Annotated in this window: 14 protein-coding genes and 1 pseudogene; 6 read left to right on the forward strand and 9 right to left on the reverse strand. The window is 58.9% G+C overall.

The window, feature by feature from the left end; all coding sequences use genetic code 11:
- Positions 1-67: 67 nt before the first annotated feature.
- Positions 68-451 carry a hypothetical protein gene (locus ACKFRX_RS00510; RefSeq protein WP_408919442.1) on the reverse strand — a complete coding sequence of 128 codons (384 nt, stop codon included), beginning with the start codon at positions 449-451 and terminating at the stop codon, positions 68-70.
- Positions 452-633: 182 nt separating this feature from the next.
- Here ACKFRX_RS00510 and ACKFRX_RS00515 point away from each other — a divergent pair.
- Together ACKFRX_RS00515 and ACKFRX_RS00520 are read left to right on the forward strand one after the other, a co-directional pair.
- Positions 634-1,826, forward strand: a protein-coding gene (locus ACKFRX_RS00515) for an IS3 family transposase (RefSeq protein WP_408919441.1) whose coding sequence is annotated in 2 segments (ribosomal slippage) — positions 634-916 and positions 916-1,826 — 1,194 coding nt in all. Because the reading frame shifts where the segments join, the coding sequence is not laid out codon by codon here.
- 37 nt (positions 1,827-1,863) lie between these two features.
- Positions 1,864-2,544: pseudogene (locus ACKFRX_RS00520) on the forward strand (IS256 family transposase); the annotation flags it as partial.
- A gap of 358 nt (positions 2,545-2,902) precedes the next feature.
- Here the strand turns inward: ACKFRX_RS00520 and ACKFRX_RS00525 are convergent.
- From ACKFRX_RS00525 to ACKFRX_RS00540, 4 genes are all read right to left on the reverse strand, one after another.
- Entirely contained in the window at positions 2,903-3,595 is a 693-nt protein-coding gene (locus ACKFRX_RS00525; protein WP_408919440.1) for a DUF2599 domain-containing protein, read from the reverse strand.
- A gap of 1,215 nt (positions 3,596-4,810) precedes the next feature.
- Positions 4,811-5,578 (reverse strand): endonuclease/exonuclease/phosphatase family protein, encoded by a 768-nt coding sequence (locus ACKFRX_RS00530; protein ID WP_161970719.1) that lies wholly within the window; start codon positions 5,576-5,578, stop codon positions 4,811-4,813.
- A gap of 296 nt (positions 5,579-5,874) precedes the next feature.
- Positions 5,875-6,513 carry a DUF6973 domain-containing protein gene (locus tag ACKFRX_RS00535; RefSeq protein WP_150850659.1) on the reverse strand — a complete coding sequence of 213 codons (639 nt, stop codon included), beginning with the start codon at positions 6,511-6,513 and terminating at the stop codon, positions 5,875-5,877.
- A gap of 68 nt (positions 6,514-6,581) precedes the next feature.
- Positions 6,582-6,959: an HNH endonuclease signature motif containing protein gene (locus ACKFRX_RS00540; protein ID WP_150850658.1), complete on the reverse strand. Its 378-nt coding sequence runs from the start codon at positions 6,957-6,959 to the stop codon at positions 6,582-6,584.
- Positions 6,960-7,135: 176 nt separating this feature from the next.
- Between ACKFRX_RS00540 and ACKFRX_RS00545 the strand changes: the two genes are divergently transcribed.
- A complete protein-coding gene (locus ACKFRX_RS00545) occupies positions 7,136-8,347 on the forward strand; it encodes an IS1249 family transposase (RefSeq protein ID WP_408919439.1) in 1,212 nt (403 codons plus the stop codon).
- Between the two features lie 208 nt (positions 8,348-8,555).
- Here ACKFRX_RS00545 and ACKFRX_RS00550 read toward each other — a convergent pair whose 3' ends face one another.
- The 4 genes from ACKFRX_RS00550 to ACKFRX_RS00565 form a co-directional block, all read right to left on the reverse strand.
- Positions 8,556-9,014, reverse strand: coding sequence for a hypothetical protein (locus tag ACKFRX_RS00550; RefSeq protein WP_121910502.1), 459 nt, complete (start codon positions 9,012-9,014; stop codon positions 8,556-8,558).
- A gap of 5 nt (positions 9,015-9,019) precedes the next feature.
- Positions 9,020-9,775: a hypothetical protein gene (locus ACKFRX_RS00555; RefSeq protein ID WP_408919438.1), complete on the reverse strand. Its 756-nt coding sequence runs from the start codon at positions 9,773-9,775 to the stop codon at positions 9,020-9,022.
- A gap of 581 nt (positions 9,776-10,356) precedes the next feature.
- Positions 10,357-10,956 carry a transposase gene (locus tag ACKFRX_RS00560; protein WP_408919437.1) on the reverse strand — a complete coding sequence of 200 codons (600 nt, stop codon included), beginning with the start codon at positions 10,954-10,956 and terminating at the stop codon, positions 10,357-10,359.
- 47 nt (positions 10,957-11,003) lie between these two features.
- A protein-coding gene (locus ACKFRX_RS00565; RefSeq protein ID WP_179387182.1) for an IS3 family transposase occupies positions 11,004-12,238 on the reverse strand; the annotation gives its coding sequence in 2 pieces (ribosomal slippage) (positions 11,004-11,950 and positions 11,950-12,238; 1,236 coding nt in all).
- A gap of 373 nt (positions 12,239-12,611) precedes the next feature.
- On the opposite strand from ACKFRX_RS00565, the gene ACKFRX_RS00570 reads away from it, so the two are divergent.
- From ACKFRX_RS00570 to ACKFRX_RS00580, 3 genes are all read left to right on the forward strand, one after another.
- Positions 12,612-13,115, forward strand: a complete 504-nt coding sequence (locus ACKFRX_RS00570) for an ECF transporter S component (RefSeq protein ID WP_236587136.1) — start codon at positions 12,612-12,614, stop codon at positions 13,113-13,115.
- A 107-nt stretch (positions 13,116-13,222) separates the two neighbouring features.
- A complete protein-coding gene (locus ACKFRX_RS00575) occupies positions 13,223-15,469 on the forward strand; it encodes an ATP-binding cassette domain-containing protein (RefSeq protein WP_408919435.1) in 2,247 nt (748 codons plus the stop codon).
- 174 nt (positions 15,470-15,643) lie between these two features.
- On the forward strand, positions 15,644-17,416 hold the full coding sequence (locus ACKFRX_RS00580; RefSeq protein ID WP_408927959.1) for an AMP-binding protein: 1,773 nt from the start codon (positions 15,644-15,646) through the stop codon (positions 17,414-17,416).
- Positions 17,417-17,418: the final 2 nt, after the last annotated feature.

Genomic DNA, 17,418 nt, shown 5'->3' on the forward strand with positions numbered 1-17,418 from the left:
CAGGCTTAAACGACAGAATGTGTTGTTTTTGGCGTGTCGGGCTAAACGACATTTTGTGTTGGTGGGGTTAGCGTATGTGGCCTTTGCGTATTCCCATAGAGTGGTTGTAGGCAGTGTCGATGGCATTGTCGTAGGTTGCTGGTTGGCCGTCTTCGTGTCCGCTGGTGGCTTGTTTTTGCTGGTTGGCTAGGGTTTGTGCTTTGGCGAGTGCGTCCTGGCCCCAGTTTTGCTGCCTGGCGATCTCTACAGGGTCGTCAGGCAGTTGTGTGTGGAGGTATAGCCACCAGTCGCAGGCGATGCGTTGTTGTTCGTCGCGCAGTCCTCGGTGGGTGTGCATGAGTTTCTTTATTTGAGAGTTCACTGCGCCTTCTAGCTTGTTGGTCGTGCGTTCCAACCGTTGGTCTTGTTTAGTTTTGGTGAGGTAGGCAAAGAGGTGTCCTTGTTGGCTCATTTTCTTTAGCTGCAGGTAGATTCCGCGGTGAGTGTAGTGGGTGTACCACCACTTTTTGTTCCGGCGCTTGGACTTTGGAATCTGGTCGAAGGGAACGTCTTTGACGTAGGGGACCTGACCCCTGTTTGGTGGACACCTGATATCCAGCCCGGTTGGGTTGGGAAGAAAGGTAATCTACCACCATGCCTAGGTACTCCGAACAGTTCAAACGTGATGCTGTGGCCCTCTATGAAAACAATGAGGACCTCTCACTTCACGCGGCTTCAGCAGAGCTTGGAGTCAATCGTTCCTCGCTTTTCTCCTGGCTTCAGCAGTACGGCACCGGCAAACGTGCCCGCACGAAGACCATGCGCGACAAGGCCCAGGCGACGACTGATTCTGAACGGATTCGCCAGCTAGAAAAAGAAAACGCAAAGCTGCGCGAAGAACGCGACATCCTACGCAAGGCCGCGAAATATTTTGCCGAAGAGACACGCTGGTAATCCGCTTCCAGTTTGTCTATGACCACCGAACCGAGTACTCGGTCAAGCGGATGTGCCACGTGTTAAAGCTCAATCGCTCCTCGTTCTACAAATGGGTCAATACCCGCGAAGACCGCAGGTTAAAGATATGCTCTGATGCTCTTATTGGTGCAAAAATCAAGACCATCTTCGATGATGAGCACGGGCTTTATGGTGCTAAACGCATCGCTGCAAGCCTCAACGACGATAAGGACTTTCCTCCGATCAATCACAAGAAGGTCGCACGCATCATGAAATCCATGGGGCTGAAAGGCTTTACTAAGCGCCGCCGATGTGTCACTACTAGGCGCAAGCCTGGTCACCGTGTCATGCCAGATTTAGTAGGCCGTACATTCACCGCTGACGAGCCGAACCGTGTTTATGTAGGCGACATCACCTACCTGCCGTGTAAGGGCGGTAAGAACATGTACCTGGCCACGGTCATTGACACCTATTCACGAAAACTTGCAGGTTATGCACTCGCAGACCACATGCGTGTCTCACTGGTCATCGAGGCTTTGTCCCATGCCAGCACAGTCCGCGGAAGCCTTGACGGGGCTATTTTCCATTCTGATCATGGAAGTGTGTACACCTCACAGGCGTTTAGGGACCACTGCGCCCAACTTGGTGTACGCCAATCCATGGGCGCGGTGGGAACTAGTGCCGATAATGCCCTGGCAGAATCATTTAACGCCACCTTAAAACGTGAAGTGCTACGTGATCGGAAAGTCTTTGATAATCCCATTATCTGCCGGCAGGAAGTCTTTCGATGGTGCATGCGCTACAACACCCGCAGACGGCACTCCTGGTGCAACCTTCTAGCCCCCAATGACTTCGAAGCACTCACATCAGCTACACTGACCCAAGCAGCATAGCTAACCCCCGACGTGTCTACTTTCCGGGGGTCAGGCCCACGTCCAGCGCAACACTTTCGCTGATATCAGCCGCAACCCGATTCACCCAGCCCATAAAGCAATCCGGAAACTGGGCTACATGCTCGTCCAGGTACACAACCGTGAAGATGCTGCGCGGTTTACTGCTGCAGTCCACCACACCCGCATCACCTTTGCTGATTGGCTTAAACAGCGCACCTACCGCAGTGCTATACCGGCAGGCCAAGTACCGAAATGGGTCAGCCCCAACCAGAAATGGTGGTACACCCACCGCAACGCCCGCAGGGCTCTAAAACGGCTAGAAAAACTCATCCACGCAGGACACCTATTTACCTTCCTTGACCCGCCTGAAGGTGTCACACAGGACTTAAAAGCCACCACAAACCTGCTGGAAGGCGGCATCAACAAACAGCTCAAAGACTTAGCAGGAAACCATCGTGGCATGTTCGATGAGCATCAGCGCATCACCATGGACTGGTGGCTCTACACCCACACCGAAGACCCGGTAGCGCCACTGGAGTTAGCCAAACAACAAGACTTCGGACGCCAAGGAGAAAAAGCCGCACGCGCAGCCTGGGCACAAGAAGAACGTAAACGACGCGGCCACCCCGACGGGCGACCTGCCACATACGACACCGGCATCGACAACGAATGGAACCCCAGCTTAGGCATAAGAAAAGGATGGGCCGGACGCTCCTAAATCCACACGAAATGTCCCTTAACGCGACACGCCGCAAATCCACACGAAATGTCCCTTAAGCCCATAAACTAAACGCTGGGGTCAATGCGGATACCGACGCACCTTTCTGTGCTCGAACCAGGCCCAAATCAAAGAAGCCAAGAACAACAGTGGCGTAACCCACGCCAGACGATGCCACCAATGTGCTCCAAAGTATGATTCATCAGCACTTAGGCCTGCTAGATAATTGATTACAAGCGTTGCGATGAACAGCACTACAACGACAGTAACGCTCCACCAGTAGGCTGCACTTTTCTGTTTACGCCTCAATGCCGTCCTCCTCAATACATGTTTGCTGTTTTAGCGCGAGTTTGTGTGGTTAGTCGTCTCCCCCACCCGGATTGCATCGTGCGGCTATTGTTCTAGGAAGTCCAACATCCGGGCGCCAATCCTCCAAGTTCCAACTAGACTTAACTCGGGCGACTTGAGATAGCGGGTGACACACAAACTGGTTGTGGAGGCTTCCGGTATCCGCAACCCCCTTGGATTTTGCTTCATTCCAACCTGTAGTTTCAGGGATTGGTGACCGCATTGCCCTTCCCAAGACCGTAGGAAAGACCTTGTATCGCGTACCTTCGGGCTGTTTTACAATGTCCACACGGTCGATTAGGGACAGTCCAAAAGCAGCCCTGATTGGTTCATCATTACTTTCGGCGGCTGCACGCTCCGCAACTTGGTTGGAGGGAAGATCAACGACCGTCACCACAGTGTCTTCGACCTCAAATTCAAGGCCAGCTGGTGCGACTGCGTAGAGCCCCACTTCACCGCCAGGTTTTACTACTTCAAGGAAGTTGGAATCGCCCAGCAGGTTTACTTTGGTTCCGGCTGGCCCCTCAATGCGAAAGCTATCCCCCGCCTTCAGTTGCGCCTCTGTTTCGCCACCACTGGAATCGGTGTTAGCTCCAATCACTGACACATCGCTCCCCTCTACGGGAACGTATTTGTTTACCTCATCTGCGGAAGCCTGCACTGAAAATGTCGAACTCAGTGCAAACAATGCCGTGGCGCTCACGCACGTCAGCCCCTTTTTTAACATGATGACCTCTTTTCCAGATTTCCAAGATGCCCGGCTCGTCACCGGCTTACCTCAAACCTACGGCTAATGAAAAATGTAGTCAATAACTATTTGCTAACAATGATCATTCATCTGCATAAACATCATCTGCATAAACACTGGTCACGCTTTTGTGACCTAATTCATTTTCGTAAGCATTAGTTCCACTTGTACATGGAGCACCGTTACGCATCCGTACATTCGTAGAGGGGAGTGGATATCGAATTGGGGCGAGTGGCAGCCTTTTGAGGTATGGGCCTGACCCCCGGAAAGTAGACACGTCGGGGGTTAGGCCCCACTTGCCGACCAGTGGAATATGGGCAAGCCGCAGACCCTTCGCGACTTGTTCGAGTCGGCGCTCGTCACAACAAGCCTCGTTTCGGCACATATCGAAACGTTTACCGACTTGGGCGACCGGTGCGAAGAAGAGCTCGAACGCCACGACAAGGGCTGACGAAGGCAGAAAGACACCAGGCACGCAGGACGTTCAACGTCCCTCGCCGCGCCCCCGACCTCCGCAACGCACCCCGCCTCGACCCGCACCCCGCTTCCGTGTCGGTGGGCGCTCCGGCAAACGTGTCGGACTCCGAAGCGTGAGGACGTGCCCGAAACGGCACCCGGGCCGAATAACGCAACGATGCCCGAAGCGAACCCCACCGGACACCGAGACGAGTCTCGGGGCGGGAGCGCTGTGTCGCGGACAGGTAGGCGGAAGGTTCGGGCATAGTATTCCCCGTCGAGTACAGCGCCTTCACCCATGTCCACGCCGTCCAGGCCGAAGGGGTCCAGGTCGGCGGGTTCGAGCAGCCTGGAGGCGGGTTTGCCGACTTCGAGCTTGTCCTTGAGGGGATCGGGTTTCGCGCCGGCGCGGACGCGTCTGCCGCCGCAGTTGGTACCGTCCTTGGCCGCGAGCCCACCTCCTTCCTGGGTTTGATAGGTCAGTCCGGGGTTTGATTCGGGACTTTTGTGCGCGGAGGGCCTAGCCCGCCAGCCCATAGCCTAGGCACTAGAGATTTCATGCCCCCTGCGGGGTCTGTAGGCCCCGCAGAGCGTCGAACAGAAGAAAAACGACTCAAACCGCCACCGAGAACCTAAGGCGCTCAGAATCGCTTGCAACGCGTTTTACGCTGCGAAAATGATTAGAGGCATCAACTTTAAGCAGTGCTAAAACACTCACTGAACAGCTACTTGAGTTTTGTAAGCGAGGTGATCGGAGTAACCAATCTGCTGCACTTGACAGGAGTGGGCTGTTATTCCTTGTGTTACGAAGATATGGTCGATGGGTGATCTTAAAAGGTTGGGCGCACCAGCTGGCCAAGTACCAGTGGGGGTGGTTGAACAGAGCTCTTGCGAATCAATAAGCCTGCCTCTAGTGGCAAGAGGACCGTGGCGAAGAGTGGCGTTAAAGTCGCCCGCGATTATAAGCGGTTTTTGTATCGAGTTACCAAACTCAACGACACGATTGATGTCATCCCGCCACTGATTCATAAGTCTAGGCAACGGTGGTGCTGTATGTAGCCCTAGAATCACAGGAAGCCGAGCATCGTCAAACTCGATGGCAACTGTTCCGAATGATGTTACCGGGCCTCGTGTAAAGTGCGCTGCTCCAAGCCTTTTATTTACTACAACTGACGTGGGGGCGATTTGCCCTGTATAAGTGTTCGGAAGACCATCATTACGAGTTTCAAAGAGCTGCCCGTCATATTTTGACGTTTCTATCGCTTCACGAAGCTCATAGCCGGACGTTTCGGGCAAAACAATGATGTCGGGATCCCATGTACTGACAAGTTGTTGGAAATCGCTGGCGGTCAGCATTGATCCCGTATTAAACGTAACGACCGTCAGGTTCCCCTCTGTAACGGTGGAATGTTGTTGGCCGCTGACCTGATGTGGGATACCATTCGGAGCGAACAAAAATCCTGCTCCCGCGACAATCCACACTAAACAAGAAGTTAGGGCAAGTCTTGACCATCGCCTCCGCCAACCGACACCGGTAGCACACCCGCCAAGGAGTAGTATCACCAGCCCCAGTGCTTGCGGGAAAGCTAGCACCTGAGCGAAGGGAGGGTAGACGCTCAACGATCTGGCAACCCCAAACTGTGGGAATAGCCCCACAATACAGGAAAAGCAGCCCAACACAATCCCGCAAACAAACATAGCCTTACGCCAGAGTAATCCTTTAGAACCACTCTGGTGCAAGGCTTCCCAATTGTCACGGCTCATTGGACTCTGGTCAGCTACCGTAACGTCACCAACCGGTTGTTGCGTGCAAGCCATTCACAACGGTTGGAGGCGCTATCATAGGTGCGATAGCTTTGACCAACTGATCGACCAGTTGCGTTGTTAGCGAGATCCATCTCCTTATCACGGCCAGAAGATTCAGCTTCATGGCGATCACCGAACCCCTGAGCTTCTCCCACGCCCATGTCGATGGTCATTCTGGCACTCCAATAGCAGTGGCGGTAAGCGTCACCCTTACCCTGATACAGAGAATCCCTGCCGAACTTGGCCTGGGATCTTGCAAGTGCATCATCTGCTGCCGATTTAGCGGATGCGCATTTACCCATGTTCCAGGGTTGCGCGCAGAACCTAGCTTCTGCACCGTTCAGCCCACCAGGATAGTATCCGTAAGTGGTGAACTCATCCGGTCGGACAGGTTGCGACTCGCCGACGTCAAGAGCGTCAAGGCTGAACCTCTGAAGCTGGTCTGTGGTCAAGTAGTAACTTGCTGAAGTGGGTTGCGTGTTAGCATCTTGTGTTTCTTCAGCCCATGCTGGTGTTGTGCCGAGGCCGAACGTGAGAGCCAAGGCGGTGATGACAATCGGAGTTCGGAGCGTGCGTTTTAACGTAGGATCTTTTGCTTGAGATTGCACCATGACAAAACCGTAACACAGTATCTGCCAGATCGCACCCCTATTGACAATGTGTGGTGAGCCACACTTTGCTAATGCGTGTAGACGCGTGGGGCTTGCCGCCACCGGTCACCATCCACCGCGGACTGCCTAGAGTAGCAGGGCTTACACAACGCTCTAAGGTTGCTCTCATCATGCGTACCACCCTTCGAGAGTGGTTGGATGTGATGCACCTCGGCCGATGGCGTGACCCGCCCTGCTTTCTGGCAGTCCTCACACAACGGGTGGGCCGCGAGATACCGCTTGCGTACCTGCTTCCACGCCTTGTCGTAGCGGCGGTTAATCTTTGGGTCGCGCTGGTACTTGCGATAGCGTGCAGTCTCAACTTTCGCGTGCACCGAGCAGTAGCGCTCGTGGGTGAGCTGCGGGCAGCCGGGATACCGGCACGGCTTTGCTGGACACTTCGACATTGTGGCTTAAGGGACATTTCGTGTGGATAGATCGATGCGGATTCCCGTGACAGCCTTGGGTGATGCGGTGATCTTGATTTTGAATCGGTTCCAACAGCCCGATTGGTGAAATCAACACCGGATAGTCCTAGGTCTGTGGTAGGGCAGCTTCTGCTGGTGAGGTAAAGCCAATTCCTATGGCCAATAGGAACCGGCCGTCGTGTGACATGTGCGGCCACTTACTGGTTAAGAACGGCAAAACCGCGGCAGGAACCCAACGCTGGCTGTGCCCTCAGTGCAACGCATCTTCGATTAATCCCCGGGTACACACCAACGAGACTCGGCACTTCAAAATCTTTATCGACTGGATTCTTTCCGGCGAATCCGCAGACCATCTCGCCACACGTCTCGGGGTATCAAGACGCACCTTGACCCGGTGGTTCACATTGCTGTGGTTTATCACCGTGCCCACCACTACAGACCCCTATCGTGTTTATGACCAAGTCTTTATCGACGGCACCTACTTTCACAAGAAATGCCTGCTGGTAGCCTGCACCCAAACACACGTCATCGCCTGGCATTGGTGCCTGCGTGAAACCTCGTATGAGTACCTGAAACTACTCGACAAAATCGCGCAACCACTCGTTGTCACCACCGACGGGTCAGGTGGAGCCTTAAAAGCGCTGCGGGCTAAATGGCCCGACGTGAGGATCCAGCGCTGCCTAGTTCACGTCCAGCACAACACCTTCGCTGACATCAGTCGCAACCCGATTCATCCAGCGCATAAAGCAATCCGCAAACTGGGCTACATGCTCGTCCAGGTACACACTCCCGAAGATGCTGCACGGTTTACAGCTGCAGTCCACCACACCCGCATCACCTTTGCTGATTGGCTTAAACAGCGCACCTACCGCAGTGCTATACCGGCAGGCCAAGTACCGAAATGGGTCAGCCCCAACCAGAAATGGTGGTACACCCACCGCAACGCCCGCAGGGCTCTAAAGCGGCTAGAAAAGCTCATCCACGCCGGACACCTATTTGCCTTCCTGACCCCGCCTGATGGCCTCACCCAGGACTTAAAAGCCACCACAAACCTGCTGGAAGGCGGCATCAACAAACAGCTCAAAGACCTAGCGGGCAACCATCGTGGCATGTTCGACGAGCACCAGCGCATCACCATGGACTGGTGGCTCTACACCCACACCGAAGACCCCGTACCGCCACTAGAGCTTGCCAAGCAACAAGACTTCGGACGCCAAGGAGAAAAGGCAGCACGCAAGGCCTGGGCGAAAGAAGAACTTAAACGACGCGGCCACCCAGACGGGAGACCAGCCACATACGACACCGGCCTCGACAACGAATGGAACCCCAGCTTAGGCATAAGAAAAGGCTGGGCCGGACGCGCCTAAATCCACACGAAATGTCCCTTAACGCGACACGCCGCAAATCCACACGAAATGTCCCTTAAGCGGACATTGTTCACCACCCTTCGCATGCATGGCAAAGCCCTCAACAGAATCCTACTGGGGGCTTGACCTGATTACCAACTGCTTACCACAGTAGAGGGTGCAAGCGTCGAAATTATCCGCTCTTTGCGATACCCGCAAACGCGTGGGTTCATCCGTAGAGTGCGGAGGCGAGTCTGCGTACCGCGCGAGACTTCTTGGCGTGAGCGGTGGTGCGCTCCACAAAGAACCGGTCAGCCACCGCCCGCAACCGATCCTCTTGGGAGACATCGTCGGCAGCGAAAAAGAACGTGTCCAACACGAACCTGTCATCCTCGCCCAATGTGCCCCATGAGGACAGGAACCAGTCCATGTACTCCCGTGCCTGGGCGTAGCGCTGCTGGTAGGCATCCACCCGGTCCGTGCCAGCGGCGATGCGGTCTTCACCAGCCTTGGGGTTTCGCACCGGCGGCATCCCTTCCGGGGCGGGGATGTTGAACCAGTAGAGTTTCTCGGCTTTGTCCTTGATGGCCTGGTCGGTGGTCTGAAGGATGTGCTGCATGGCCACGTAGTCCTCCAATGCGGCCACCGTCGCACGATAGGTGTCAATGTATTTGCTCATCACGTGCATGAGGGTTACTTCCTTTCGGGGTTGAGGGTGGTGGCCACGGCCTGGATCAGCGCGGCCTGCGTGGTGTTCTTCGCTTCCAGGGCTGCCAGGACTTGCTCGTCGATGGTGCCGGCGGTGGCGAGGTGGGTGATGGTGACGGGTTGGGTTTGGCCTTGCCGGTACAGCCGAGCGTTCGTCTGCTGGTAAAGATCCAAGCTCCAGGTGAGCGAAAACCAGACCAGCAGGTGCCCACCGGATTGGAGGTTCAAGTCGTGCCCCGCGCTGGCGGGGTGGATCAACGCCAGTGGAATGTCGCCGGCGTTCCACGCGGTGAAGTCGTCGGAGGTGGTCAACATACGTCCCTGCTGGAAGCGCTGACAGATTCGCTGGGCGTCGTGTTTGTGCCGGTACGCCACCAGAAGCGGCTGCCCGTTCGCAGCCTCAACAAGGTCCTCCAAAGCGTCGAGCTTGCGGGCGTGAACCTCCACGCTCTCCCCGGCGTCGTCATAAACCGCGCCGGAGGCCAACTGCATGAGCTTGCCCGAGAGGGCTGCGGCGTTGACGGCATCCACCACCTGCCCGTCCAGGTCGAGCACCATGTCACGCACCATCTGGTCGTACACCCGTCGCTCGGCCGGGGCCAGGTCCACCTCCTGGGTGGTGACCGTCAGCTCTGGCAAATCCAGGTAGTCGGTGGTGCGCATGGACAGGGTGATGTCGGCGATCGCGGCGTAGATTTCCTCCTCCGCACCCTCGCGGGGTTTGTAAGAGAACACCTGCATGCCATTACGCCGATCCGGGGTAAAACAACGTTCCCGGTAGCGGGTGATGTACGGGAGTCGGTAGGCGCTGCGGGTTTTCGAGGCGGTAAGCGTGACGCAGAACGTGACGGTTAGCGGTTCGGGTCTCGCCCCGAGGTTCCCGTAGCGAGGTCCGCTTCGGGGTTCCCGTAGCGAGGCGCGTTGAGGGGTCCGGTTCGGAAGTCGCGGCGGGGCTCGATACGAGGTTTCCGTTGCGGGGTGCGCTTCGGGGTTCCGAGGCGGTGGGCGTGGCGCGAGAGGCGGTTCAGATCTTTCGGGACGAGGGCCGGAACGGGTCTGTAAAACGCGGTAGTCGTTGCCCAAGGAAGGAGACTTCCTCGGGGCGGGGTGCGTTGCGGGGTTCGGTGCGGTTGTCGAGGCGGAAGACGGGGCGAGGGTCGGTACGGGTTTCCGTGGCGGGGTGCGTGGCGGGGTGTGTAAGGAAGCGATGGAAAACGTGTAAGCCGCCGTGTAAGCGGCGGCGGAGTTAGAGGTCGGGGAGTTTACTGAACGTCCCGAAGTCTCGGAGGGGCCTGACCCCCGACGTGTCTACTTTCCGGGGGTCAGGCCCAGGTTTTGGCTTTGAGCTGGGTGCTAAATACGGTGCCGAACTGTTGTAGTTTTACGGTCCATTCGGCTGCTTTATCCAGGTTGTCGACGGCGAGTAGTTCAAAGGAAAGTCGTTGTAATGCTTTGCCCATAGCGGAAGTGGGATGAAGGCCGGTGGCGCGTTGGATATTGCGTTTGACGTGGACAATGCAGCGTTGAACCGGGGTATTAGGCCACAAGTGGTGCAGTGCTTTAAGGCCTCCGGCATCCCCATCGCAGGTGACCAATTGTGGTGGGGCTAGTGGGTCGAGCAGGCGCGTGTAGGACCACGAGGATTCTTTCGTGCACCAGAACCAATTGATGACATGGCTGGAGTCGGCAGCTACAACAAGGCACTTGGTGTTGAAGTAGGTGCCGTCGATGAAGACTTGATCGTAGATTCGCTGCTTATCAACGCTTCGGGGAGGTTGGATAAGCCAGAACGGTTTAAAGCGTCGTTGCAAAGTTCGCGTTGAAACACCGTAGGTTTTAGCTGTTTCTGCCAGGCTGTGGCCTGACATGAGCCAGGCAATGAAAAGGCGGAACCATTTGGCTTGCACGGCATCGTTATTCACGCGGGTGAAGGTGGCTTTGCAGGTGTGAAGTGTCCCGGGTTTTGTTCCTAGGCATTTGCCTTGATTTCCATTATTTCTTGGGCCGGGTTGGTTTCCCAAAACTCTGACTCAACCTCAGCTGGCGTGCGATAGCCGAGACTTTGGTGAAGCCGTACCTCGTTCCACCAATTAACCCATTCAAACGTCGCGATCTCCACGTCAACTACGCTGTCCCACGACCGCCGATGAATCAGCTCATTTTTGTAGGAACCGTTGACGTTTTCGGCCAAAGCATTGTCATAGGAATCTCCTACTGTCCCGGTAGAGGCAGCAATTCCATACTCAGCCAGCCGTTCGTTGTAGACAATGCTGACGTACTGTGAGCCATGATCTGAATGATGAATCAGCCCCGTTGTTTCCTTCGCGCTGACAATCGCCTGATTAAGCGCCTGCAGCGGCAGCGCCTCGGTACGCATTGAATCAGATAGTGCCCACCCGACGATCCTTCGGGAGAACACGTCGGTAACAAAAGCGGTGTACACGAATCCTTTTCTAGTGCGCACATAAGTAATATCGGCCACCCACAATCGGGCCGGTGCCGGGGCGTTGAACTTGCGATTAACTAAATCAGGACGCAGATCTGGTCCCTTCGGCTTGCGGGTAGTAATAGGAGACTTACCTTTACCTTTGCCTCTGACTCCAGCAAGACGCATCAGGCGTGCGGTCTGCTCACGGCCAATGTCGATTCCTTCACGGCGCAGAGTATGCCACATCTTACGGATGCCGTAGACGCTAAAATTTTCTTCATGGACCTCGGCGATGTGCGCGACTAGAGCAGCGTCACGAAGACTGCGGGCACTCATACCACGGGCTTTTGATTGGCGGTATCCACGGGACGTGATGAAACCGCCAACACGGTGGGTGTTTAACGTCTCGCAAATGAACTCGATGGAGAAACGATCCCGATACTCATCGATGAACCGGATCATTTCCGACGTTTTGGGTCGAGTTCCGACGCGAAAAAAGCCGAGGCAGCCTTCAGTAGCTCATTGGTGTCGCGTAGCTCTTGATTTTCACGGCGTAGCCTCGCGTTTTCCGCGGCCAAGTCTTCAGGCACAGGTTCTGGGATGCTTCCCGCACGACGGGCCTGCTGGGTCCACTGACGAGCCGTGTGCCATGAAACCCCCAACTTTGGAGCTACTGCCTGGCACGCGGCTTGCATCGACATATTTTCCGCCAAGATACGGTCCTCTACAAGACGGACCACACGGTCCTTTGCATCCTGGTCAAATTTTCTTGGCATATTCCAGATTTTCCCATCTACTCAGACGGAACAAAACCTGGGACACTTCACAATCGGGTGGACAGACTATGAATCTTCGGCGCCCTGAGGTGGAACTGCTAACAACGAAATGGGGGGGAACGGGGGCAAAGTCAATAATTCGAGTCTGGCATAAGTTGATAAGGATTGCCTAACCTAATACTGTTTCAAGTTGTGGTCCCGATCGGGAATCGGCAACGGAAGCGAGGCGGCGACGATGAACAGAAAACGTGGATTGACCAGAGAACCCCTCTCCGGAGGGGGAGTCGGGGACGCGGGCCCGGACGGGACGGACGACGGGCGGTTGGTGCACGTCGCACCGGTCGCAGCGGGTGGCCGACCATCCACCCGCGATATGCTCGTCGCCGCCGCGATCGGCGTCGCGGGGTCTCTCGTCGTCGTGCCCCTGACCTACCTGCAGGTGTTCGCCGGCATCGCCCACGTTTATCTCGTCGCGGCGACGCTCGGGTTGTGGTTTCTGCAGTGCGTCGTTCCCCTCATCGTCGTCCGCAAGCCTGGCGCGAGCCTCATCGCGTGCCTTGCCATGGGCGTCGTGTCCGCGGCGACCACCCCGTTCGGCGTCGCCGCGATCGGGGCGCTGATCATGGAAGGATTGCTCATCGAGCTTCCGTTCATGGTCACCCTGTACCGGCGGTGGACGCGTCCCCAGTTCGTGGCGTCGGCGATGTTGTTCTCCGCGATGATGGGAACGATGGCCCCGCGCGCAGTTGGCGTCAACTCGCCGACCACGCCCATGACCCTGATCAGCTTCGGCGTAGCCTTGGCATCGAGCTTGGTGTTTTTGGTCCTGGGCTTTGCCGTCGCAAAGGGTCTTCGCAGTCGCGAGGTCACCCGGTGACCGGCGGAGCGCCCGTGTGCGCCGGTGCGACACGCGGGACGGCCCCGGCCCGGTTACGGGTCAGTGGCGCGGGCGTGCGGCACGCCGATGGGCGATGGGCACCTGACATGGTGGATCTCTCCTTCGATTTCGGCACGATCAACGTCATTACGGGACCCGTGGGATGCGGAAAGACGAGCCTGGCCCACCTCATCGCTGGACTGATCCCCTCGCACATCCCCATCGACCATGCCGGATCCGTGCATATCGTCGATGCCGACGGCACCGAATGCCCCGTGGACGGGGACCGGGTCACCTTCGTCGGGCAAGACCCAGCGACGCAGGTGCTCACGCTTCGAGTCGTCGATGACGTATCCATGGCCCTCGAGTTTTCCCTCGTGGAAGCTGACATCGTCGCCAAGCGATCAGCCGCGGCCCTGTCAGAGCTCGGGCTGTCAGAGCTCGCGGAGAAGGATCCGTGGGCTTTGTCGGGCGGGCAACGCCAGCGGATGGCCATCGCCGGTGCGGTGGCCAGTGCGCCGGAGGTCATGATCTTCGACGAGCCCGCGGCCCACGTCGACGAGGATGGTCGCCGGTCGCTGTTCGCCGCTATCCGTGAATTGCGGGCTCCGGGGCGCGTCATCCTGCTCATCGAGCACGACCTCCGCCCGTTTGACGGGTGGGTCGACACGGTGACAATCCTTGATGTGGACGGGAGCGTCGCCGCCCAACGAGCGCCGGAGGGCATCGCGGTGAAGGGCATTGCGACGACGGCCGCGACCACCGGAACGCCGGACGACAGTACGCCGGGCACGGGAGCGCCGGACCGTCCCGGTCCGGACCGGCGGCGAAAGTCCCGGAGGGCCGGGAATGGCACCGATCCGGATTCGGAGGCGGATGCCGTTCCGCTGCTGGCCTTGACCGGAGCCAACGTGGCCCGGGGCGGGGAGCGGATCCTGAACGGGGCTGATCTGACACTGGAACGGGGCGAGATCCATGCTCTAGTCGGCGCCAACGGAGCCGGTAAGTCCACCTTGCTGGCGGTGCTGTCGGGCCAGATGAAGGCGGGAGCGGACATACGGATCGACGGCGAGTCCGCCCGGCGCGCCCCCGACGCCTTCGCGTCGTGGGCGTTCCAGAACCCCGAGCACCAGTTCACCCGTGCGACTGTCGCCGCGGAAATCGCCTCCGCGCTGGCTGGCACGGACCCGCACGGACCACTCGGCGCCGATGAGCTGAGGAAACTGCGGGAAGCCTTGTGCCCCCGGGCACTTGACCCTGTCTCGCCGTTCGTCCTGTCGGGTGGACAGAAAAGACTGTTGGGAATCTTCCTAGCGGCGGCGGCCAATCGCCGTTTGCTGCTTCTCGACGAGCCGTTGGCGCACCTGGATTCGCCGAGCTCGCGCATCGTACTGGATGCGCTGACGGAATACGCCGGGGCCGGCGGAACCGTTGTGTTCACGTGCCACGACCGCCGTGCCGCGCGAACGTGGGCGGATCGGGCGAGCATCGTCGCCGAAGGGAAGGTCGCCTGGTCTGGTCCCGCGGTCGACGTGCCGGCTGCCCCGGAGCCGTCCCGGCGGGATCGCGCACTGCCCGCGGCCGGCGCAGGGACGTCCGGGAATGAAAACCCCTGGACCAGTGAATCCGCCCCTCGAAGACGCGCAGGGTTGAACGCCATCACGATTGTCGCGGCGGTGATGCTCGTCGTCGCCGCCGGGCTGCTCTCCGGCGGAGACGCCGTTGTCGCGCTGACGGTGGTCGCGTTCCTCGCACTCGCTGCGATCGCGGAACGCGACGTTCGGGCGACGGCAGGGAAGGTCCTCCTCGTCCTGTTGAGCGGGGTGTTCTTCGGCTTGATCGGGTGGCGCTCCGAGTTCTACGGAGGTGGGGATGCGGCGGAGGCCGTCCGCCACGGCATCCATCACGGACTGCTGTTGACGGCCGTGTTCGCGGGGACGGTCCTGGTCTCCGCGTGCATGCGCGTCGAGGAGCTTTTCGACGCCATGGTGCAACGCCTCCGGGTGCCTTACACATGGTGCACCATAGCGATTTCCGGGGTGAGCATCGCGGCGTTCCTGCGCAGCGAAATCCCCCAGCTGACATGGGCGATTAGATTGCGCTCGATGCGACCAGGGCAGTTTTTCCGCTCCGGTTTCATTCGCGCGACGACGCCCGCGCGCATCGCCTTCCCCTTGTTCGTCAGCGCCGTGCGCGGCGCCGAAAAGCTGTCCCTGACCCTGGCGATGCGCAACTTCGGCCGCCATCCGCGGCGTACCTTCCGCACCGATCACCCCTGGCGAGTGCGTGACGGTTTCGCGGCCGCAGCGTCCGCCGCGGCCTTCGTTGCCGCCCTGGTGTCCGCAGTGACTTGACGGGCACCCGGAACCGGCGGGCCCCGAGCCCGCGAGCGTTTCCGAGCCTGTGCGGAGACGCGCCCCACCCAGTTGCTTCACCCCTTCAACCCTTCAGACACATCCTCCGGGTCACGCCATGCGGGCCCGGTCCGCCCGGCACCTGCATGGCGCCGACAACCGAAAGAGGTACCAGTGAACACGATCCGGACCATCAGCGACGTGCTTCGGGACAAGGCCGATGAGACGAAGAAGGGGATCACCTTCGTCGAGAACCGGCGGGACGTCTTCGTCCCGTACAGCCGGGTCCATGCGGAGGCGGTGGCGGTTGCGACTCGGTTGGCCGAAGCCGGCATCGGCCCCGACGACCGCATAATCTTCCAGGTTTCGGAGAACCGCGGGCTCATCCGGGCGTTCTGGGGCTGCGTCTACGTCGGCGCGGTTCCGGCGCTTGCGCCGCCGGTGTCGGGCCCGGCTGACGTCGACAGGGTGCGGACGCTCTTGGACATGATGCCCGGGGCCCCGATCCTGGTCGATGAACGCAGTCACACGCTGCTCACCGGCGCAAACGGTGCCGTAGTCGTGGACGAGGATCGGCTGCTCGACGTGTCCATAGTCAATGACGCCGCCGCGGAACCGGGGGCGGCGATGCCGGGTGATGCTGAATCGGACTTCTCTCAGCCGGGGGACGTGGATTCCGGGGAGGGCGCCGGCGCGGTCCCCGCGTTCCCGGTGCGGGGTGGGACGGGCGGCGAAGCCCTTATCCAGTTTTCGTCCGGTTCCACGGGATCGCCGAAGGGCGTCATCGTAACCAACGAGTCCGTGCTGAACGGTCTGCGCGCGACGATCCCACGCCACGCGCACCGGTACGAGAACAAGATGCTCACGTGGCTGCCTTTGACCCACAACCTTTCGCTGATCGGCTTCCACGTCTACGCCCTTTTCCGTGGGTATGACCAGGTGTTGCTGCCGGTTTCCGAGGTGATCGCCGATCCCCGGAGTTGGTTCGAGGCCGTGACCAGGCACCGGCCGACGGTGACCGTGTGCCCGAACTTCGCGTTCAAGCACTTCCTGCGCCATCTCGAGCGCCGGCCCCTCGGGCCCGACCACGGTTATGACTTCTCCAACGTCCAGAAGCTGATGAGCGGTTCTGAACCCATCGACGCTCCATTGGCCCGGAAGTTCCTCGCGGCGATGTCCGCCATGGGCCTCCGGGAGGATGCCCTGACCTCCGCCTACGGAATGTCTGAAGCTTGCCTGCTGGTCACGACCCGGGACATCTACTCGGGTCTGTCCACGGTGCGGCTTGACCGGAAGGGCATCACCATGGGGCAGCGTTTCGAGGACATCGAGAGCGAGTCTGGAGCTGAGTTCGTCGCCTTGGGCAAGGCCGTCCCGGGGATCTCGTTGACCATCCGCGATGACGGGGGCGGGGTCCTCGGCGACGGCACCGTCGGTGAAATCCACATCGCCGGCGCTCCGATGACCCGCGCCGCGATCACGGCAGAGGGGATCGTGGAGCACGAGCTTACCGATGACGGGACGTTCGCCACGGGGGACATGGGCATTCTCCGCGACGGCGAGTTGTTCGTCCTCGGCCGGAAGAAGGACATCATCTTCGTCAACGGCCGGAACTACTATTCGGCCGATTTGGAAGCCGTGCTGGAGAATGTGCTTGACCGCGATGTCGCCGTTCTCGGCCGGAGCAACCCAGCCACGGGCGAAGAGGAGATCGCCGTGTTCCTGGCCAGGCAGACCCCGACCAATCGTGCGGCCGACGGTGCGACCGGTGTCGGGCAATCGGACGTGGATGAAACTCCAATCGATGAACAGGCGGTGGCCCGTTCCGCGATGACCGAGCTGATGCGCGTCGCCGGGGTGCCCGCTTCCCGGGTTCTGTGGGTCGACGAGCTGCCCGTCGCGTCTAACGGCAAGAAGCTCCGCCGCAAGCTCGAGGCTCTGCTCTGAGG

The sequence above is a fragment of the Corynebacterium tuberculostearicum genome (assembly GCF_046097465.1).
GTDB lineage: Bacteria > Actinomycetota > Actinomycetes > Mycobacteriales > Mycobacteriaceae > Corynebacterium > Corynebacterium tuberculostearicum_I.